The 17,200-nt window shown below is 63.3% G+C and carries 16 protein-coding genes and 2 tRNA genes; 10 read left to right on the forward strand and 8 right to left on the reverse strand.

Annotated features, from left to right (window positions below; translation table 11 throughout):
• Positions 1–37: 37 nt before the first annotated feature.
• Complete coding sequence (locus B4383_RS00310; RefSeq protein WP_078287474.1) at positions 38–1,255, reverse strand: oxygenase MpaB family protein; 1,218 nt, start codon at positions 1,253–1,255, stop codon at positions 38–40.
• A gap of 114 nt (positions 1,256–1,369) precedes the next feature.
• Here B4383_RS00310 and B4383_RS00315 point away from each other — a divergent pair, with 114 nt between their 5' ends.
• From B4383_RS00315 to B4383_RS26870, 6 genes are all read left to right on the forward strand, one after another.
• Positions 1,370–2,029 carry a TetR/AcrR family transcriptional regulator gene (locus B4383_RS00315; protein ID WP_078287475.1) on the forward strand — a complete coding sequence of 220 codons (660 nt, stop codon included), beginning with the start codon at positions 1,370–1,372 and terminating at the stop codon, positions 2,027–2,029.
• Between the two features lie 10 nt (positions 2,030–2,039).
• Positions 2,040–2,816 (forward strand): fumarylacetoacetate hydrolase family protein, encoded by a 777-nt coding sequence (locus B4383_RS00320; protein WP_078287476.1) that lies wholly within the window; start codon positions 2,040–2,042, stop codon positions 2,814–2,816.
• Between the two features lie 2 nt (positions 2,817–2,818).
• Positions 2,819–4,321 (forward strand): glutamate--tRNA ligase, encoded by a 1,503-nt coding sequence (gene gltX, locus B4383_RS00325; RefSeq protein WP_078287477.1) that lies wholly within the window; start codon positions 2,819–2,821, stop codon positions 4,319–4,321.
• A gap of 78 nt (positions 4,322–4,399) precedes the next feature.
• Positions 4,400–4,471, forward strand: a tRNA-Gln gene (locus tag B4383_RS00330).
• Positions 4,472–4,567: 96 nt separating this feature from the next.
• Positions 4,568–4,643, forward strand: a tRNA-Glu gene (locus B4383_RS00335).
• A gap of 610 nt (positions 4,644–5,253) precedes the next feature.
• Entirely contained in the window at positions 5,254–5,457 is a 204-nt protein-coding gene (locus B4383_RS26870) for a hypothetical protein (protein ID WP_078287478.1), read from the forward strand.
• A 6-nt stretch (positions 5,458–5,463) separates the two neighbouring features.
• On the opposite strand, the gene B4383_RS00345 is transcribed toward B4383_RS26870, so the two are convergent.
• The 4 genes from B4383_RS00345 to B4383_RS00360 form a co-directional block, all read right to left on the reverse strand.
• Positions 5,464–7,014 (reverse strand): sulfatase-like hydrolase/transferase, encoded by a 1,551-nt coding sequence (locus B4383_RS00345; protein WP_078287479.1) that lies wholly within the window; start codon positions 7,012–7,014, stop codon positions 5,464–5,466.
• Positions 7,015–7,876: 862 nt separating this feature from the next.
• Positions 7,877–8,179: a hypothetical protein gene (locus B4383_RS00350; RefSeq protein WP_078287480.1), complete on the reverse strand. Its 303-nt coding sequence runs from the start codon at positions 8,177–8,179 to the stop codon at positions 7,877–7,879.
• Positions 8,180–8,187: 8 nt separating this feature from the next.
• Positions 8,188–8,685, reverse strand: a complete 498-nt coding sequence (locus tag B4383_RS00355) for a PPOX class F420-dependent oxidoreductase (protein ID WP_078287481.1) — start codon at positions 8,683–8,685, stop codon at positions 8,188–8,190.
• 9 nt (positions 8,686–8,694) lie between these two features.
• Positions 8,695–9,396, reverse strand: a complete 702-nt coding sequence (locus B4383_RS00360) for an IclR family transcriptional regulator (protein WP_078287482.1) — start codon at positions 9,394–9,396, stop codon at positions 8,695–8,697.
• A gap of 49 nt (positions 9,397–9,445) precedes the next feature.
• Between B4383_RS00360 and leuC the strand changes: the two genes are divergently transcribed.
• From leuC to B4383_RS00375, 3 genes are all read left to right on the forward strand, one after another.
• The gene (leuC, locus tag B4383_RS00365; protein WP_078287483.1) at positions 9,446–10,891 is read left to right on the forward strand and encodes a 3-isopropylmalate dehydratase large subunit; all 1,446 of its coding nucleotides are present in this window, start codon (positions 9,446–9,448) and stop codon (positions 10,889–10,891) included.
• Positions 10,892–10,911: 20 nt separating this feature from the next.
• Positions 10,912–11,511 (forward strand): 3-isopropylmalate dehydratase small subunit, encoded by a 600-nt coding sequence (gene leuD, locus B4383_RS00370; RefSeq protein ID WP_078287484.1) that lies wholly within the window; start codon positions 10,912–10,914, stop codon positions 11,509–11,511.
• A gap of 172 nt (positions 11,512–11,683) precedes the next feature.
• The gene (locus tag B4383_RS00375) at positions 11,684–12,316 is read left to right on the forward strand and encodes an HU family DNA-binding protein (RefSeq protein ID WP_078287485.1); all 633 of its coding nucleotides are present in this window, start codon (positions 11,684–11,686) and stop codon (positions 12,314–12,316) included.
• Between the two features lie 91 nt (positions 12,317–12,407).
• Here the strand turns inward: B4383_RS00375 and B4383_RS00380 are convergent, their stop codons facing one another.
• From B4383_RS00380 to cofC, 3 genes are read right to left on the reverse strand one after another with little or no spacing between them, the layout of a single operon-like run.
• Positions 12,408–13,343, reverse strand: coding sequence for an NUDIX hydrolase (locus tag B4383_RS00380; protein WP_078287486.1), 936 nt, complete (start codon positions 13,341–13,343; stop codon positions 12,408–12,410).
• A 49-nt stretch (positions 13,344–13,392) separates the two neighbouring features.
• Positions 13,393–15,528 (reverse strand): RNA degradosome polyphosphate kinase, encoded by a 2,136-nt coding sequence (locus B4383_RS00385; protein ID WP_078287487.1) that lies wholly within the window; start codon positions 15,526–15,528, stop codon positions 13,393–13,395.
• Between the two features lie 17 nt (positions 15,529–15,545).
• Positions 15,546–16,169: a 2-phospho-L-lactate guanylyltransferase gene (gene cofC, locus B4383_RS00390; RefSeq protein ID WP_078287808.1), complete on the reverse strand. Its 624-nt coding sequence runs from the start codon at positions 16,167–16,169 to the stop codon at positions 15,546–15,548.
• A 46-nt stretch (positions 16,170–16,215) separates the two neighbouring features.
• Between cofC and B4383_RS00395 the strand changes: the two genes are divergently transcribed.
• Positions 16,216–17,196 (forward strand): NAD(P)H-dependent glycerol-3-phosphate dehydrogenase, encoded by a 981-nt coding sequence (locus B4383_RS00395; protein WP_286142038.1) that lies wholly within the window; start codon positions 16,216–16,218, stop codon positions 17,194–17,196.
• Positions 17,197–17,200: the final 4 nt, after the last annotated feature.

The raw sequence follows: 17,200 nt of genomic DNA on the forward strand, positions 1-17,200 counted from the left end.
CAAATTGTTGAACTATCGTCTCAATATATGAGATTCCTTAGCTGGCCGTCGCGAGCTTGTCGTGCTGCCGGTACGTGCGATCGCCACCGGTCTGCGCCATGCCGCGCGAGACGATCTGACGTCGTGCAAAGTGACCGAATTCCTCACTGATACGAGTCATGCCGGGCAGCACATTGCGGCGCTCGAAGAACCAGTTGACCACCGACGTCCCGAGGACCGCGGCCTGCATGGACTTGCTGTCGATAAGCCCCAAGTGATCGGCATGCGTCTTCCCGAGGATGAGGCGGCTGTAGGACGACAGGTACGCGCGGGAAAGCCGCATGAACGCGGGTTCGCCCTGTGTGGAGCCGTGCAGCGCCTGCGTCAGCGAGTACGAATCCTCGTCGGGCAGGAACTCGGTATCGGCTTCCAGCCAGAACAACCGCCAGGTGTCCTCCTCGCTGGTGGGGACGAGTTCGGGGTGAATTCCCATGAGCTGTCCCACATATCGCCAGAAATGGAAGACTGCCTCGCGCTCTGTGTCGGAGAAGCTCATGCCCATGGCCTGACATCCGGCTAGGTTGGCCAGTGAGAAGAGCATCAGCGTTCCCGCCAACTGAATCTGGTTGATCGGAGCGTCCCAGTTCTCGTAGTCCCAGTCATCGCGCCGGTTCATGGCGCCACGAACCAACGCATGCATCAGGCGGACGCGAGAAACTCCCTTGAAACCGGTGGCGAATCGCTCGAGTCCGCCGGGAGAGGTGACGTCGATGAGCCATTGCGCGGTCTCGTGCAGTCGACGGGGTGCTGCGGCTTGCAGATTCAGATTGCCGGTACCGACCAGGGGTTTATCGGCACGGGATGAGAGATAGCCCCCGGTCAGGGCAAGGCCGGGCAGCGCCAAGCCCAGGCCGACGACTCCGGTGCGCATGCTGACCCGCGCGGCCAGTTCAAGCTTCGCGTCGTCGAGCCAATACGGCCTGGCATCGACCTGTGCGAAGAACGCAACGAGTTCCTCGGGGGGATTGTCGACCGATTCGATGCCGGACTCCAGGGCCACCTCGAACATCCGGCGACCCTGACCTGCTGGGAACCGCGCGAACATCGCGACCACTGCGTCAGCGAGCGGGTCGCCAACATGCGCGTACTGGCGGAAGGCTTCTCGCTGCTCGGCGGTCGCGCGGATATCCCGTCCGGCCAGGAAGCGAGTGAACACGTTGAACGGGAACTCGCGAAGCTGCGGCGGGTTGGGGAGCTTCTGCCAGTTCGAAGCCATGGATGAGGTCCTTTCCTCGTTGAATGGGCCATCTGGTGACACGACTCACCATCTGGTGAGAATCATCACCAGAAAATGCCGTGAGGTCAAGGACCAAAGTGCGACAATCGGCAGATGCCATCCCGGACCTATGGCGGTGCGACATCCGGTGAACGACGCGCACGACGACGCGCGGCGCTTCTGGATGCCGCACTGGACCTGGTCGCCGGTAGCGGCGTGAAGGGGCTGACGGTGCGCGGCGTATGCGCAGCGGCCCGGCTCAACGATCGTTACTTCTACGAGAGCTTCCGCAGCACCGACGAGTTGGTGCTCGCGATGCTGGACGAACAGATGCTCGCGGGCTCGGCCGCCATTATCGAGGCCATCGCGAAGAGTTCGACGTCCAACGATCCGGTGGTGCGCACGCGTGCGGCCGTCGGCAGTGGCTTGCGGTTCCTTACCGCCGACCCACGCCGGGGCAGGCTTCTGGTCGAATCGCAGGCCACCGAAGGGCTGGCCGCGCGCCACCGCGATCTGGTCAAGACACTGGCCCAGGTGATGGCCGATCAGGGGCGCGTGCTGCTGCCCGCCGATGATGCGCTGGACCCCGATCTGGACCTTGCCACGTTCACGCTGGTGTCCGGCGGGCTGGACTTGGTCACCAGCTGGTTTCGCGGCGAGCTCGACATTACCCATAGCCGGTTGGAGGATTTCCTGGTGGCGTTGGTCACTCGCGCCAACATCCGGGAGGGCCAACGCGAGGACGCCGAGGAAGCCGCAAAGCCCGGCAACTAGGCTCATATGAATGCGCCTAGGACGTATTGCCAGCCCAGACGGTGTCGCCTTCGTCAGTATCGAGGGAGAAGACGGCTCCGAGACCGCCCGTGAGATCGCCGAGCATCCCTTTGGGACGCCCACCTTCACGGGGCGGCAGTGGCCACTCGCCGATGTCAGGCTGCTGGCGCCGATCCTGGCGAGCAAGGTTGTGGCCATGGGCAAGAACTACGCCGCCCACGCCGCGGAAATGGGCGGTGCCCCGCCGGAGTCGCCGGTGATCTTCATCAAGCCCAACACCTCGATCATCGGCCCGGGCCTACCGATCCAGTTGCCGCCCAGCGCATCCGAGGTACACCACGAGGGCGAATTGGCCATTGTGATCGGCCGGCCGTGTAAAGACGTCCCCGCCTCCCGCGCCGCCGAGGTCATCCTCGGGTACACGATCGGCAACGACGTGTCGGCGCGCGATCACCAGCGTGCCGACGGCCAGTGGACCCGAGCCAAGGGGCACGACACGTTCTGCCCACTGGGGCCGTGGATCGTCACCGACCTGGATCCCTCGGACCTGGCTATCCGCACCGAGGTCAACGGCGAGGTCAGGCAGAGCAGCAGTACCTCATTGCTCTTGCACGATGTCGGAGCGATCGTGGAGTGGGTGTCGGCTGTCATGACCCTGCTGCCGGGTGACGTGATTCTTACCGGGACACCCGAGGGCGTCGGACCCATCGTCGACGGCGATACCGTCAGTGTCACCATCGAAGGAATCGGCACGTTGTCGAATCCTGTTGTGCGGAAGGCGAAGTAACAATGAGTGACACCACTGGATCTGACAAGGTCCGGGTTCGTTTCTGTCCGTCGCCGACGGGCACTCCGCATGTCGGGCTGATTCGGACCGCGTTGTTCAACTGGGCGTACGCGCGACACTGCTTGGGCGACTTCGTCTTCCGTATCGAGGACACCGACGCCGGCCGCGACAGCGAGGAGAGCTATCTGGCGCTGCTGGACGCGTTGCGCTGGCTGGGCCTGGATTGGGACGAGGGGCCCGAAGTTGGCGGGCCGTATGTGCCCTACCGGCAGTCGCAGCGCAAGGAGCTGCACCTTGACGTGGTGCGCAAGCTGCTTGAGTCGGGGGATGCCTACGAGGCGTTCTCCACGCCGGAAGAGGTGGAGGCGCGTCACCTCGCCGCGGGACGCAACCCCAAACTGGGGTACGACAACTACGACCGCGACCTCACCGATGAGCAGCGTGCGGCATTCCGGGCAGAGGGGCGTAGCCCCGTTGTCCGCCTGCGGATGCCCGATCATGACATCACCTGGAACGACCTGGTGCGTGGGGAGACCACCTTCGCGGCGGGCGTAGTGCCCGACTTCGCACTGACCCGCGCCAACGGAGATCCGTTGTACACCTTGGTGAACCCGGTCGACGACGCGTTGATGAAGATCACCCATGTATTGCGCGGAGAGGATCTGTTGCCGTCTACGCCGCGGCAGATCGCCCTGTACGAGGCCATGATCCGGGTGGGGGTGGCCGATTCGATACCCGTGTTCGCCCATCTGCCGTCGGTGCTCGGAGAGGGCACCAAGAAGCTGTCCAAGCGCGATCCGCAGTCCAACCTGTTCCTGCATCGTGACCGGGGGTTCATTCCCGAGGGACTGCTGAATTACCTTGCGCTGCTGGGATGGTCGATCGCCGACGATCACGACATCTTCAGCCTGCAGGAGATGGTCGCCGCGTTCGATGTCGCCGACGTCAACTCGAATCCGGCGCGGTTCGACCAGAAGAAGGCCGACGCCATCAATGCCGAGCAGATCCGGCTGTTGGCCCCGGAGGAGTTCGTGGCGCGGCTGCGGACCTTCTTCGCCGGGCACGGGTACGAGCTCGGGCTCGACGACGGCGCCTTCGCGGTGGCGGCCGACCTGGTGCAGACGCGGGTCGTGGTGTTGGGCGATGCCTGGGGCCTGCTGAAGTTCCTCAACGAGGATGTGTACGCGATCGACCCGGGATCGGCCCGCAAGGAATTGGGGGAGGCCTCGCTGCCGGTGCTGGACGCGGCGATCGGTGCGCTGGAGTCCCTCGGCACCTGGACCACCGCGGCCATCGAGGAGGCGCTCAAAGGTGCGCTCATTGAGGGGCTCGAACTCAAACCCCGGAAGGCATTCGGCCCGCTGCGTGTCGCGGTCACCGGTGCGACTGTGAGCCCGCCACTGTTCGAATCGATGGAACTACTGGGCTCTGACCGCACCTTGCAGCGGCTGCGAAACGCGCGGACCTGGGAAAATGAGGTGGAGAGCCAAACCGATTCGGGTTAATCGCGGTTGGTTTGGTAGTCTGCTCGTCGGCTCCAAAGTCCGCAGTCAGCGCGCTGACCTGCGGTTCTGCGAGGCCAATGGGGTATGGTGTAATTGGCAACACAGCGGTTTCTGGTACCGCCATTCTAGGTTCGAGTCCTGGTACCCCAGCGCAAATCATTTGCACAACAAGTGATTTGGTGTGATGCACGCCGGTGAGCTAGACTGTCAAGTCTGCGCGCCTCGCGCGTCGCACGGAATGTTCTAGCCCCCGTCGTCTAGCGGCCTAGGACGCCGCCCTCTCACGGCGGTAGCGTGGGTTCGAATCCCATCGGGGGTACCAGAACGGTTTCCTTCAAACGTGCGCCATATGGTCGCCTCGGCGTACAAAGCTGACCGGCGACATTGCCTCCTGCCGCACGAGCCGCAAACTGGCAATGCTGGTCACTGCGATCCCGAGTTCTTGGCTGTGCAATCTGAGATCCTGGTAGCAGGCGCGCGACGCCGGCTTGGCTTCATGGCCGCTTTCCCCTTATATCGACGAGTCGCTGCGCAGCTCCGGCACCGAAACATATTCATCCCAGCTACTGCTCATGCCGCGAATCTATTGGACAGCAAGGCAGTTCATGGAGTGTTCGATGCCACGCGCTCCGCGTCCATGCCCCGCAGTCGGATGCGCCAACCTGATCCGCTCCACCCGCTACTGCCCTGAACACACGGAAGCATGAGTGGAGCACGCACGGCCCTCGAGTGAGGTATGCGCGAGCGCGGTTGGTGAGAGCTCGTCTCGAAGATGCAGCGAGCCACCGTGGTGGACAAGGAACTACCCGGCATCGCGCTGGGCCCGATGCTGCCTTGGCCCCGAAGAACCTTCATGTTGCGTGCCAGCCATGTCACGACCCATTAGCCGTCGCTGAACCGCGGTCAAGCCGCTACCGAACGCGAAGGCTGCTGTGGACGTCGACGCCCTCGGCGCCTTCAAAGGGGAAGTCGCCAATCCGGCCACCGTCAACACCGTCATCGGCGGCTACGACACCCATGGTGTGCTCTACATCCCGCGTTCAGAGCCCCACGCGGGCCGGGCAGTTATACCTCTATCTTCGGCGCGCTGCGCCCAGACGGATCCGTCCCGGCAGGACTGTGTTCCGGTCAGGTGAGGGCAGTTACTTCTGGAAGGGGAGGGGGTATCCGCCCGGCTTTTCGTTGCCGCCGGGCTTAAGTCGGGCGTCGGCGTTGGTGCCTGCGATCTGGCGGGGTATATGTGACGGTGAAGGCATGCTGGCGTCCCACGCCAAGTAGCTTTCACGTAGTTCAGCGAGAAGTGCCGCGTGTTCGGGCTTGTCGGAGAGGTTGCGGTCAGCGGCTTCGGGGTCTGCGCCGGAGGCGGGGTGCGGCAGGGAGATGGGGGCGCTTAGGTCGTAGAGCTGTTCGATGTTGTCGGTGAGTTTGAGGTATTTGTACTTCCCCTTGCGGAGGGCGGCCTGGCCTGATCGGCTCGCCCCATTATTCGTATCGTCGGCCATGTTGAACCGCCAGTAGAGGGTGCGTTCGGTCTCGGGCTGTCTCCGGAACATGTGAGGGGACAAGTCGATCCCGTCGAATGGGTGGCCTGCTGCGGCGCTCGTGCCCGCGGCAGCGGCAATCGTCGCGGTCCAGTCCATGCTTATCGCGACTTGTCTAGTGATCTGGCCCGCGGGTATACGGTCTGGCCAGCGTGCCATCATCGGTACCCGGATGCCACCTTCGTAGAGGTTGCCCTTCTGCCCGTTGAACGGGTACTCGTGCCCATATCGCTCACCACCGTTGTCGCTCGTGAATACGACCAGCGTGTTTTCTGCGATTCCCGTGCGTTCGAGGGCTTCTAGTACTCGGCCGACGTGCGAGTCGAGTGCTGTGACCATTTGCGCGAACACCTCTGGGCTGGCGTTGAGGTCTTCGGGTGTGCGTAGGGGGTGCGGTCCTGACTGGGGGCTTTCCCAGGGCCAGTGGACCGCGTTGTAGTGCAGGCTTAGGTAGAACGGCTGGCCCGTCTTGGCGCTGGTCTCGATGTAGGTGACCGCGCGGTCGGTGAAGAGTTGCGTGGAGTACCCCTGTTCGCTGATCGGTTGATCGTTCTCCCAGAGGTCCGGAACCATGGTGGGTATATTCGGTGAGCGGTTGCTATTAGCCTTGTCGGCGTTGATCGCGGTGTGGCCGAAATAATCGATCTCCCCGTTGTGGAACCCGTAGAAGTACTGAAAACCGCTCTTGAGCGGCCCAAACTGTGGCGGCAGGCCGCAATGCCATTTGCCGATGAGAGCGGTTCTATAGCCGACCTGGTTCAGAAGTGTTGCGATGGTTGGTGTCTCGGGCGGGATTCCATGGGTGTCGTCGGCCAGCAGCTCGTCCTGGGGTATCCGCTGCTGATACTGACCCGTAAAGAATGCTTCACGGGTCGGAGAGCACAGGCACGAGTTCGCATATCCGGCGGTGAACGAGATGCCCTGTTCGCCGATCGAGTCGATATGCGGTGTGCGGTAGTCCGTACGCCCATATCTGCTGAGATCTCCCCAGCCAAGATCGTCAGCCAAGATAAACACGATGTTGGGGCGGGGTTGACCGATATCATCGCCTGCCCTGGAAGCACATCCGGCCGCCAACGCCGCGACTGAAACGGTGGTTGCGCCCGCTAGCCCAAGGAAATGGCGCCGATGCATTTGCTCACTGTTGCTCATGCAGAGAATCGTCCTTGTAGTTTGAGGATGGTGTGTTTGGCAGCCATCGGTGGGTACTGAGTCGCCTGGGCGTTCGGTCCGTAGCTTTTTTCAGGGGGAGATCCTTCGCTTGTGCGGCGCAGGCATGAAGCTGCGGCAGGGCCGGGCGGGCGCGTTCTCCGATATTTTCCAGCGCGTTGGCCGCCATGAGTCGAACATATGGGTCGGGAGTGCACTGTGAGGGTGTCGCCGAGGTACGTGACTGCGGGGTTTATGTCGCCTTGACGGCAAAGTGCTTCGGCCACAGGAATTTTCACCTGAGTCGACTGTTCGGCGGCGAACGTCTCGGACGCACACCCTGCGAGGCCTGCCGTACCGAGCGCACCGGCCCGGACTCCAATAGCGCTGATCTGCAGAAGATCCCGACGGCCCATCCTGAAACTCGCACTCAAGCCCCTCTACGAGACAGGGCTCCACGGCGCCGAGCGAGCTCCAGCATTTGGGGCCACAAGGCCACACAACCTGGAATTTGCATCTGTGGCTTGATGCAGTGATTCGATCCACCTCATGTCAAAACCATACACTGCACTGTTTGTGGCCCAAGGTGCCGAGCTGTCGGGATTTTTGTGTAGGTGTCACGTATGCCGTTCGAAGGCCTCCGTCAACGCCTGAAACTCGCTGCGGTGAGGATGCCCCCAGCCGACGTGCGATTTCCCTGATCAGCGAACCGTCAGCACGACGCAACCCGCGGACAACGATCTCGGGGTGGGCCAGTTTCCAGGAACCGGAGAGGGGCAGTTTTCAAGAAGCCTTGACAGGGGACACAAATGCCGGCATTGGACGCACGCTGCACCTCGGTGATGCAACCGTAAGGATGCGAAATCTATAGCCAGCTTTCGGCGCGGTAGTCGCCCAACATGCGCAACGCTTCCTCGGTCAGTTCGGGATGGCGCCCCCGCAGGGTCCAGATCACAAATTTGCGCGCTTGATGTGCGCCGACCCTCTTGACGTTTACCTCGATATCGAGGGTTTCTGCGCACAGCTCACGGATCCGATCGCCGTGCTCTCCGGCCGTCTTGCCGGTATCGAGGTGGTGGACCAGCGCGTCGCTCAATGGCCGCTTGATCTTCTTATGCCGCAGACCCTCGCGAAAGGAGTCGAACGCATCGCGTACGAGCTGGCCCACCGCCGTGCCTACTGTTGTGGCGCCGTCGACCCGCCAAGGGGCATCGCGGGAAGGCCGAGCTTGCGGTGATCCCAGGACCGGATGCGGGCCGGCCGCACCCGGACCGCGATGCGCTTGTTGAGCATCGCCTCGACGATGGGCTTCATCTCGTCGGTATATGGCGCGGTGTAGCGCTCGAAGACGCTGATACCGACCTCGAAGAGTTTGTCCGCGTCCTCGACGATCTCGGCGTGGCCCTCGATCGATACCCCGCGCAGCGTGTCGTAGGTGAGTCCGTCTTCGATAAGGCAGGTGATCCGCGAATCGCGTTTGAGGTTCACTACCTTCTGCGACTTGGCCTTCGTCTCAAACCACAGCTCGCCATCGATCACGGCGTACCACATGGCCACCAGGTGCGGCTGACCGTCGGCGCCGAGGGTCGCCATGGTCGTGGTGCGCGAATTGTTGATGAAGTCGGTGATCTCTTCGTCGGACATGACGATCTGCGAGCGCTGATTGCTTCCCATAATCGGAGCTTAAAGCCGGGCAGTTATGGCCTCGGAGGCGGCAACGAGATCGGCGGCCCAGCGTGCTCCCGGCCGTCGGCCCATCCGATCGATAGGGCCGGAAACCGATATCGCCGCAACGACATTGCCATGCCGATCGCGAACGGGCGCCGATACGCTGGCGACTCCGGCCTCGCGCTCGGCCGCGCTCTGCGCCCAGCCTCGCTTGCGCACGTCTGCCAGGGCGCGGTCGGTGAATGTGGCGCCGGGGAGTACCGCCGCCTGAATGGCGGTGTCGCTGTGGGCAAGCAGAACTTTGGCGCCAGATCCGGCAGACATGGGCAGGCGTGAACCGACCGGCACGGTATCGCGAAGCCCCGCTGGTGGTTCGAGCGCCGCCACGCATATGCGTACCGTGCCTTCTCGGCGGTAGAGCTGCACGCTCTCGCCGGTGATCTCACGCAGTTTGGGCAGCACCTGGGCGCTGGCGCTCAGCAACGGATCGTTGACATGCGCGGCGAGTTCAGTCAGCCCGGCACCGAGCTGCCACTGTCCGGCACCGTCACGGGACAGGAATCGGTGCACCTCCAGGCCCGCCGCCAACCGATGCGCGGTGGCACGGGGGAGTCCCGTGCGCTCGCACAATTCAGCGAGTCCGCAGGGGGAGTCGCCGATGGCGGTCAGGACCTGCACCGCTTTGTCGAGAACGCCGATACCGCTATGCTGTCTCACGGAACGATACTAGCGTTCCATATAATGAGACGCAATGAGCACGGAGCCAATGATGACTAGTGTCCAACAGCCCCGGACCCTGGCAGAGAAGGTCTGGGACTCCCACGTAGTGGTACGCGGAACCGGTGAGGGTGAGGCGCGCGAACCCGACCTCATCTATATCGACCTCCATTTGGTCCATGAGGTGACAAGCCCTCAGGCCTTCGACGGTCTGCGGCTCGCCGGGCGCCCGGTGCGCCGGCCGGATCTGACGATCGCGACCGAGGACCACAATGTGCCGACCATTGATATCGACAAGCCGATCGCCGATCCGGTCTCACGCACTCAGGTGGAGACGCTGCGACGCAACTGCGAAGAATTCGGCATCCGCCTGCACCCGATGGGCGACGCCGAACAGGGCATCGTGCACGTGGTCGGTCCGCAGCTGGGTTTAACCCAGCCGGGCACCACGGTGGTGTGCGGTGACAGCCACACATCCACCCATGGAGCCTTCGGGGCGCTGGCCATGGGCATCGGGACTTCCGAGGTCGAGCACGTGATGGCCACACAGACCTTGCCGCTGAGGCCCTTTCGGACCATGTCCATCAACATCGATGGCCCCCTGCCGACCGGCGTTACCAGCAAGGATGTCATTTTGGCGGTTATCGCCAAGATCGGCACCGGTGGCGGCCAGGGGTACGTCCTGGAGTACCGCGGGCAAGCCGTCGAGGAGATGTCGATGGAGGCCCGAATGACTATGTGCAATATGTCTATTGAGGCGGGCGCGCGGGCGGGAATGGTCGCTCCCGACGAGACGACATATGCCTACCTCAAGGGTCGTCCGCACGCGCCCAAGGGTGAGCTGTGGGATGCCGCTGTGGCCGAATGGGACTCGCTGCGCACCGACGATGGCGCTCAGTTCGATGCCGAAGTGCACATCGATGCCAGTACTCTGGCGCCCTTCGTCACCTGGGGTACCAACCCGGGCCAGGGAGTTCCCTTGAGCGCTGCCGTCCCCGATCCAGAGCGGATGGTCGACGAGGAGGAGCGGCTGGCGGCCGAGAAGGCGCTGACCTATATGGATCTCACGCCGGGTACCCCGATGCGTGAGATTCCGGTGGACACCGTGTTCGTCGGGTCCTGCACCAACGGGCGGATCGAGGATCTGCGGGCGGTGGCCGAGGTGCTGCGGGACCGGAAGGTGGCCGAGGGGGTCACCATGCTCATTGTTCCCGGCTCGATGCGGGTGCGCGCGCAGGCCGAATCCGAGGGGCTGGGCCAGGTATTCACCGCTGCAGGCGCTCAATGGCGTCAGGCAGGCTGCTCGATGTGTCTGGGCATGAATCCCGATCAGCTGTCCCCAGGGCAGCGGTGCGCCTCGACGTCGAACCGAAACTTCGAGGGACGCCAGGGCAAGGGCGGCCGTACTCACTTGGTGTCACCGGCCGTCGCCGCGGCCACCGCGGTGCGGGGAAAGCTCTCATCGCCAGCTGATTTGGCAAAATCCGCGCTCTAGACCAGCAGGGAGAGGAAATAGTGGAGGCATTCGACACTCACACCGGAATTGGTGTGCCGCTGCGTCGTTCCAACGTCGATACCGATCAGATCATCCCGGCGGTGTACCTCAAGCGTGTCACCCGAACGGGTTTCGAGGACGGGCTCTTCGCCGGCTGGCGTACCGATCCCTCGTTCATTCTCAATCTGGAACCGTTCAATCGGGGCAGCGTGCTTGTCGCGGGGCCCGATTTCGGCACCGGATCATCCCGCGAGCATGCGGTGTGGGCCTTGATGGACTACGGATTTCGAGTAGTACTGTCGTCTCGTTTCGGAGACATCTTCCGGGGCAACGCGGGCAAGGCCGGTCTGGTTGCGGGACTGGTGGATCAGTCCAGCATTGAGCTGCTGTGGAAACTGATCGAGCAGAATCCAGGTTTGGAACTCACTGTGAATCTTGAGGATCGGACTGTGACCGCCGGAACGGTGGTGGTGCCGTTTGAGATTGACGACTACACCCGGTGGCGGCTGCTCGAAGGATTGGACGATATAGGCCTTACGCTGCGAAAAGTCGACGAAATTGCGGCTTTTGAGGCGTCACGGCCGAAGTTCAAACCCCGCACTTTGGAGCCTTCTGAGTAGCTGATTGGGCGCCCTTGGGGGGCAAGGGCATTGCTTTTGGTCGGCATATGGCCCGTCAAAAAGCTCAGAGAATTTTGCCGAAATTACGCGTGGCACTTGGAAATCAGGTGCAGTTGGGTTTACCGTGTTCGAAGTCGGTTCAAAGTGGACCACTGGCTTCGGAGGGTTTTACATGAACAAAGCAGAGCTCATCGACGTTCTGACACAGAAATTGGGCTCGGATCGCCGGCAAGCCACCGCCGCGGTGGAGCACGTCGTCGACACCATCGTTCGCACCGTGCATAAGGGTGAGAGCGTGACCATCACCGGATTTGGTGTTTTCGAGCAGCGCCGCCGTGCCGCGCGCGTCGCCCGCAACCCGCGCACCGGTGAGACCGTCAAGGTGAAGCCGACGTCGGTTCCGACGTTCCGTCCCGGTGCACAGTTCAAGGCGGTTGTCTCTGGCTCGCAGAAGCTTCCGGCCGACGGTCCCGCTGTGAAGCGTGGCTCCACCGCCGCCCCGGCCAAGCGTGCCGCCGCCAAGAAGGCCGCCCCGGCCAGGAAGGCTCCTGCCAAGAAGGCCGCCCCGGTCAAGAAGGCAGTGGTCAAGAAGGTTGCCGCTCCTGCCAAGAAGGCGCCGGTCAAGAAGGCAGTGGTCAAGAAGGCCGCTCCCGCCAAGAAGGCTCCCGTGAAGAAGGCAGTGGTCAAGAAGGCCGCTCCCGTGAAGAAGGCCGTGGCCAAGGCTCCCGCCAAGAAGGCCGCGACCAAGGCTCCCGCCAAGAAGGCGCCGGCCAAGAAGGCTCCTGCCAAGAAGGGCCGCAAGTAGTTTCAGCCGACATCGGGTCCCACCTCAGGGTGGGGCCCGATGTTGCATTTCAGGGGGTAATCCCGATCAATATTTCGGGGAGTAGCGCGCGTCAGCTCCCGGCAGGCAGCGGGCTGTCCAGATGATCTGCGGCCAGCAGCTTCTGGCCGTGCATCGACAGCACCCACATGCTGCCCTTGCGGTTGCGTGACTTGTCGGGGCGGATGCCGTCGCGATCGGCCCACCAATCGATGAGATCCGGGATGACCCGTCCCTGAGTGCATACCACCCGGACGCCGTCGGATCCCGCGATTTCGAGAATTCTGCGATGTGCGCGCTTTCGGTCGGCCCAGTAGGCCTCTTCACTGAGTGCGGGCTCGCTGTAGATCACCGTGTTCAGCTCCTCGGCAAGCGGTTCCACGGTCTGACGACACCGTAATCGATCTGCGGCGTGAATGGCGCTGGCACCGAATGCGAGTAATTGACTGGTGAGTGCCTCGGCTTGCGCCCGGCCTTTCCTGTCCAGTGGCCGGAGGGTGTCATCCCCGGAAAAGCGTTCCTTTCGCCCCGCCTTTCCGTGGCGCACAATGATCAATGTTCGAGTGTCAATTTCATGCTTTGCGAAGTTTCGCAGCACTTTCCGGTCGCCGGCGTAGCTGACCGTCTTGATCGCCCGCGTTATCGGTAGCCATTGAATCTCATCGACTTCATAGTTGGCCTCGAATTTCCCGTCCAAAGCTTGTGCCGCCCAGTACCTGACGCGTTTGGTTCCCTGCGCCACCGGATAACTCACTGAAGGCAATCGCCTACCGAGCCGTGCGGTGAATCCGGTCTCCTCGGCGATCTCACGGACCGCGGCGATTGCGACCGTCTCACCAGGGTCCAGCTTCCCCTTGGGTAATGACCAATCGTCGTACCGTGGCCGGTGCACCACTGCCACCTCTATGGAGCTGGCAGTGTCGTCCTGGTCCGGGTTTTCCTGATACCGCCAGAGCGCGGCTCCGGCGGCAAGGACCGCCGCACCGGTCCGGGTGGTCGGATCGGGCACGAAAGCTCCTTCGGGGGAGAGGTGTTCAGCCGGAAGAACTTGGGCTAGCTCACGTCTGCGAGCGGTGCCGTTTCATCATTTCGACCTGATGATCGCGCACCTCCTCGCCGTCCGCAGGCGAAGCCAACCACTGGCCATCGGACTGCAGTTCCCAGCACCGGGTCCGGGAGTCCAACGCGGAGGTGAACATGTCGTCGAGCTGTGCGGTGAGCTTCGGATCGGTGACGCGTGCAAGGACTTCGACTCGTCTGTCCAGATTACGATGCATCATGTCCGCGCTGCCGATCCAGAATTCGTCGATGGCGTTGAAGTGAATGATGCGCGAATGTTCAAGGAACCGGCCGAGAATGGATCGCACCGTCACGGTGCCGGAGTACTCGGGAACGCCGGGTCGCAGCGCGCAAATCCCGCGCACCACCACCTCGACGGGGACTCCGGCTTGGGAGGCTCGGTACAGCGCATCGATGACCTGCTCGTCGACCAGCGCGTTCATCTTCAGCCGGATTCGCGCGTCTTGTCCTGCCCGATGCGCGGAGATCTCGCGGTCTATGCGGTCGATGATCCCGGCGCGAATTCCGTGCGGCGCTACCAACAGGTTGCGGTAGGAGACCTTCCGCGAGTATCCGGTGAGGGAGTTGAACAGGTCGGTGAGATCTGCGCCGATCTCCGGCGCGCTGGTCAGCAGGCCGAAATCCTCATAGAGCCGGGCGGTCTTCGGGTTGTAGTTTCCCGTCCCGATGTGGCAGTACCGGCGGATGGCAGACCCCTCACGGCGCACCACGAGCGCCGTTTTGCAATGGGTCTTCAGGCCGATCAAGCCGTAGACCACGTGCACCCCCGCATCTTCCAGTGCGCGGGCCCACTTGATGTTGGCCTGCTCGTCGAAACGCGCCTTGATCTCCACCAGCGCCACGACCTGCTTGCCGGCTTCCGCAGCGTCGATGAGTGAGTTGACGATGGGGGAGTCGCCGGAGGTGCGGTACAGCGTCTGTTTGATGGCCAACACCTGCGGGTCGGCGGCCGCCTGCTCGATAAACCGTTGCACGCTGGTGGAAAACGAGTCGTAAGGGTGATGCACAAGTACGTCACCATCGCGCAAGGTGGAAAAGACGCTCTTCGGCGTCTCGCCCTGACCGAACGCGGGATGGGTCGCCGGCACGAACGTCGGGTCCTTGAGCGCGGGACGATCCACGCCATAGACCTGCCACAAGCAGGACAGGTCGAGCAGCCCCGGCACCTGCACCACATCACCCGGATGCACGTCGAGCTCGCGCAACAGCAGTTCGAGCATGTGCTCGGTCATATCGCCGGCGACCTCGAGCCGCACCGGTGAACCGAACCGCCGGCGGGCCAATTCCCGTTCGAGTGCCTGCAGTAGATCCTCGTCCCGATCTTCCTCGACCTCGAAATCCGCATTCCGGGTGATGCGGAACGCGTGATGTTCGACGACTTCCAGGCCCGGGAACAGCGCCGACAGGTGTGCGGCGATGAGTTCTTCCATGGGCAGGAAGCGCGAGGTGTGGGCGGCCTGCGCGGATTCGGCACCGTCGGGGCTGCGCAGCCTCACGAATCGATCGACGTTGTCAGGCACCTTGATTCGGGCGAAATGTTGGCCGCCCGTCTCGGGGACCTGGACGGTGATCGCCAGGTTCAGGCTCAGGCCGGATATATAGGGGAACGGGTGCGCCGGGTCGACGGCCAGCGGGGTCAGTACCGGGAAGACCTGGTCGGTGAAATATGAGGAGAGATAGCTCCGCTCATTCTCGGATAGGTCGGCCCAGGTGACGACGAAGATCCCATTCTTGGCGAGCTCGGGCCGTACCGAGTCGCTGAACACCCGGGCATGCTGGACCGAGATCTCCTGTGTGCGCTCACCAATCAGTTTCAACTGCTCTCGTGGCGATAAGCCGTCAGCCGAGCGCACGGACAATCCCGTCTCGTCGCGGCGTTTCAGACCGGCGACGCGGACCATGTAGAACTCGTCCAGGTTGGACGCGAAGATCGCCAGGAACTTGGCGCGCTCCAGGATGGGAAGGGATTCGTCAGCGGCCAGAGCCAGCACGCGGGTGTTGAAATCCAGCCACGAGAGCTCCCGGTTGAGGTACCGATCTTCGGGTAGCTCCTCGGCCGACGCGATCGTGGTTGCGGCCGGGGGAACGCTGGGTGTGGTCACCCTTGTGATCATAGAGTTACCGGACCGGCTCAGAGCGGTAGTGAGGCCCCCAGCTCGCGGGCCGCGGCCAGATCTTCCAGGGTATCCACGTCGCAGCGCAATCCGGGCCAATCCCCGGTGAGCTCAACGGCTGCTGAATCCCGGTGCCGCCGTGCCGAATCGACTCCGAACAACGGGTTCAGATCGCCGTCGGTGCAGAATAGCGCCGCGGTGCCGGTGCCGTGCCGGTCCGGGACGAAACTGCGTGAGTGATTTCGCGCAGCCTGCATCGCCGCCGAGAATTCCTCGCCCGTCACCGCGGGAAGGTCGGCCTGCAACACAACAAGATTCGGTGACGATGCGTGCAGCTGTGTGGCGGCGTTCCGTAGCGCGTTGTTCAGCGGATCGGGATGGCCCGCGGGAGTGTCATCGAAGATGAACCGTGCCCCGGCCTGTCCCGCCGCTGCCTTGGCCGCAGGGTCGGGACTGATCACCGCGACGGTTCGGGCGGCGGTGAAGGCCACGGCGATGGCGTGCGTCAGCATGCCCAGTACCAGCCGTTCCCGCTCGGGTGCGGAAAGCGAGGGCGCCAGGCGGCTCTTGGCGGTCGCCAAGTTTTTGACCGCGATGATCACGCCGAAGTCCGCGTCAGCCTGTCTGCCCACGTTCTCCATGGTGCCAGCCCCGGCTAGGGTGTCTGCCATGGCCACGGCTGCGGTAATGGGTGCTGGTTCCTGGGGGACCGCGTTGGGCAAGGTGCTTGCCGACGCGGGTCACGACGTCAGATTGTGGGCACGCCGATCGGAATTAGCCGATGAGATCAACGCGACGCATCGGAACTCGGTGTACCTCAGTGATGTGGACCTGCCCGCCTCGATAGTCGCCACCGGGGTGGCCGAAGAGGCCCTGCAGGGTGCCGAGCTGGTGCTGTTGGCGGTGCCATCACAGTCTCTGCGCACCAACCTGACCCCCTGGGCTGATCTCATCGAACCTGGGTCGTCGGTGGTGAGCCTGGCCAAGGGCATCGAGGTGGGCACGCTCATGCGGATGAGCCAGGTCGTCACTCAGGTGCTGGGCACCGATCCCAGCCGGGTCGCGGTGCTGACCGGTCCGAATCTGGCCAGCGAGATCGCCGCGGGTCAGCCCGCCGCCACCGTCATCGGGTGCACCGACTCGACCAGGGCCGTCGCCCTGCAGCGCGCGTTCTCCACGCGCTACTTCCGCCCGTACACCAACTCCGACGTGGTGGGCTGCGAGGTGGGGGGTGCGTGTAAGAACGTGATCGCCTTGAGTTGCGGCATGGCCGCCGGAGTCGGGTTGGGGGAGAACACGATCGCCACCATCATTACCCGTGGCCTAGCCGAGATCACCCGGCTGGGGCTGGCCCTGGGTGCCAGCCACACCACGCTTGCCGGTTTGGCTGGCGTGGGTGACCTGGTGGCCACCTGCACCTCGACACATTCGCGGAACCGGACCTTCGGCATGCGGCTGGGCAGCGGTGAGACGCTGCAGGAGGCGCGTAACGCCGCCGGCGGTAGGGTCGCTGAGGGAGTCACCTCCTGTGAGTCCATCCTGGCGTTGGCATCGAGCTACGACGTCGAGATGCCGCTCACGGAGGCTGTTCATGGCGTCTGTCATCGCGGACTGAGCGTCACCGATGCCGTCGCGCAGTTGTTAGGGCGCAGTACCAAACCGGAGTAAACAC

Origin of the sequence: Mycobacterium sp. D16R24, from assembly GCF_002013385.1 — a bacterium.
In the GTDB taxonomy this organism is placed as follows: domain Bacteria; phylum Actinomycetota; class Actinomycetes; order Mycobacteriales; family Mycobacteriaceae; genus Mycobacterium.

Coding starts and splice junctions, on each gene's coding strand:
- B4383_RS00310 (WP_078287474.1), bottom strand. CDS start 1,255: ATGGCTTCGAACTGGCAGAAGCTCCCCAACCCGCCGCAGCTTCGCGAG.
- B4383_RS00315 (WP_078287475.1), top strand. CDS start 1,370: ATGCCATCCCGGACCTATGGCGGTGCGACATCCGGTGAACGACGCGCA.
- B4383_RS00320 (WP_078287476.1), top strand. CDS start 2,040: ATGCGCCTAGGACGTATTGCCAGCCCAGACGGTGTCGCCTTCGTCAGT.
- gltX (WP_078287477.1), top strand. CDS start 2,819: ATGAGTGACACCACTGGATCTGACAAGGTCCGGGTTCGTTTCTGTCCG.
- B4383_RS00345 (WP_078287479.1), bottom strand. CDS start 7,014: ATGAGCAACAGTGAGCAAATGCATCGGCGCCATTTCCTTGGGCTAGCG.
- B4383_RS00355 (WP_078287481.1), bottom strand. CDS start 8,685: ATGGGAAGCAATCAGCGCTCGCAGATCGTCATGTCCGACGAAGAGATC.
- leuC (WP_078287483.1), top strand. CDS start 9,446: ATGATGACTAGTGTCCAACAGCCCCGGACCCTGGCAGAGAAGGTCTGG.
- B4383_RS00375 (WP_078287485.1), top strand. CDS start 11,684: ATGAACAAAGCAGAGCTCATCGACGTTCTGACACAGAAATTGGGCTCG.
- B4383_RS00385 (WP_078287487.1), bottom strand. CDS start 15,528: ATGATCACAAGGGTGACCACACCCAGCGTTCCCCCGGCCGCAACCACG.
- cofC (WP_078287808.1), bottom strand. CDS start 16,169: ATGGAGAACGTGGGCAGACAGGCTGACGCGGACTTCGGCGTGATCATC.
- B4383_RS00395 (WP_286142038.1), top strand. CDS start 16,216: ATGGGTGCTGGTTCCTGGGGGACCGCGTTGGGCAAGGTGCTTGCCGAC.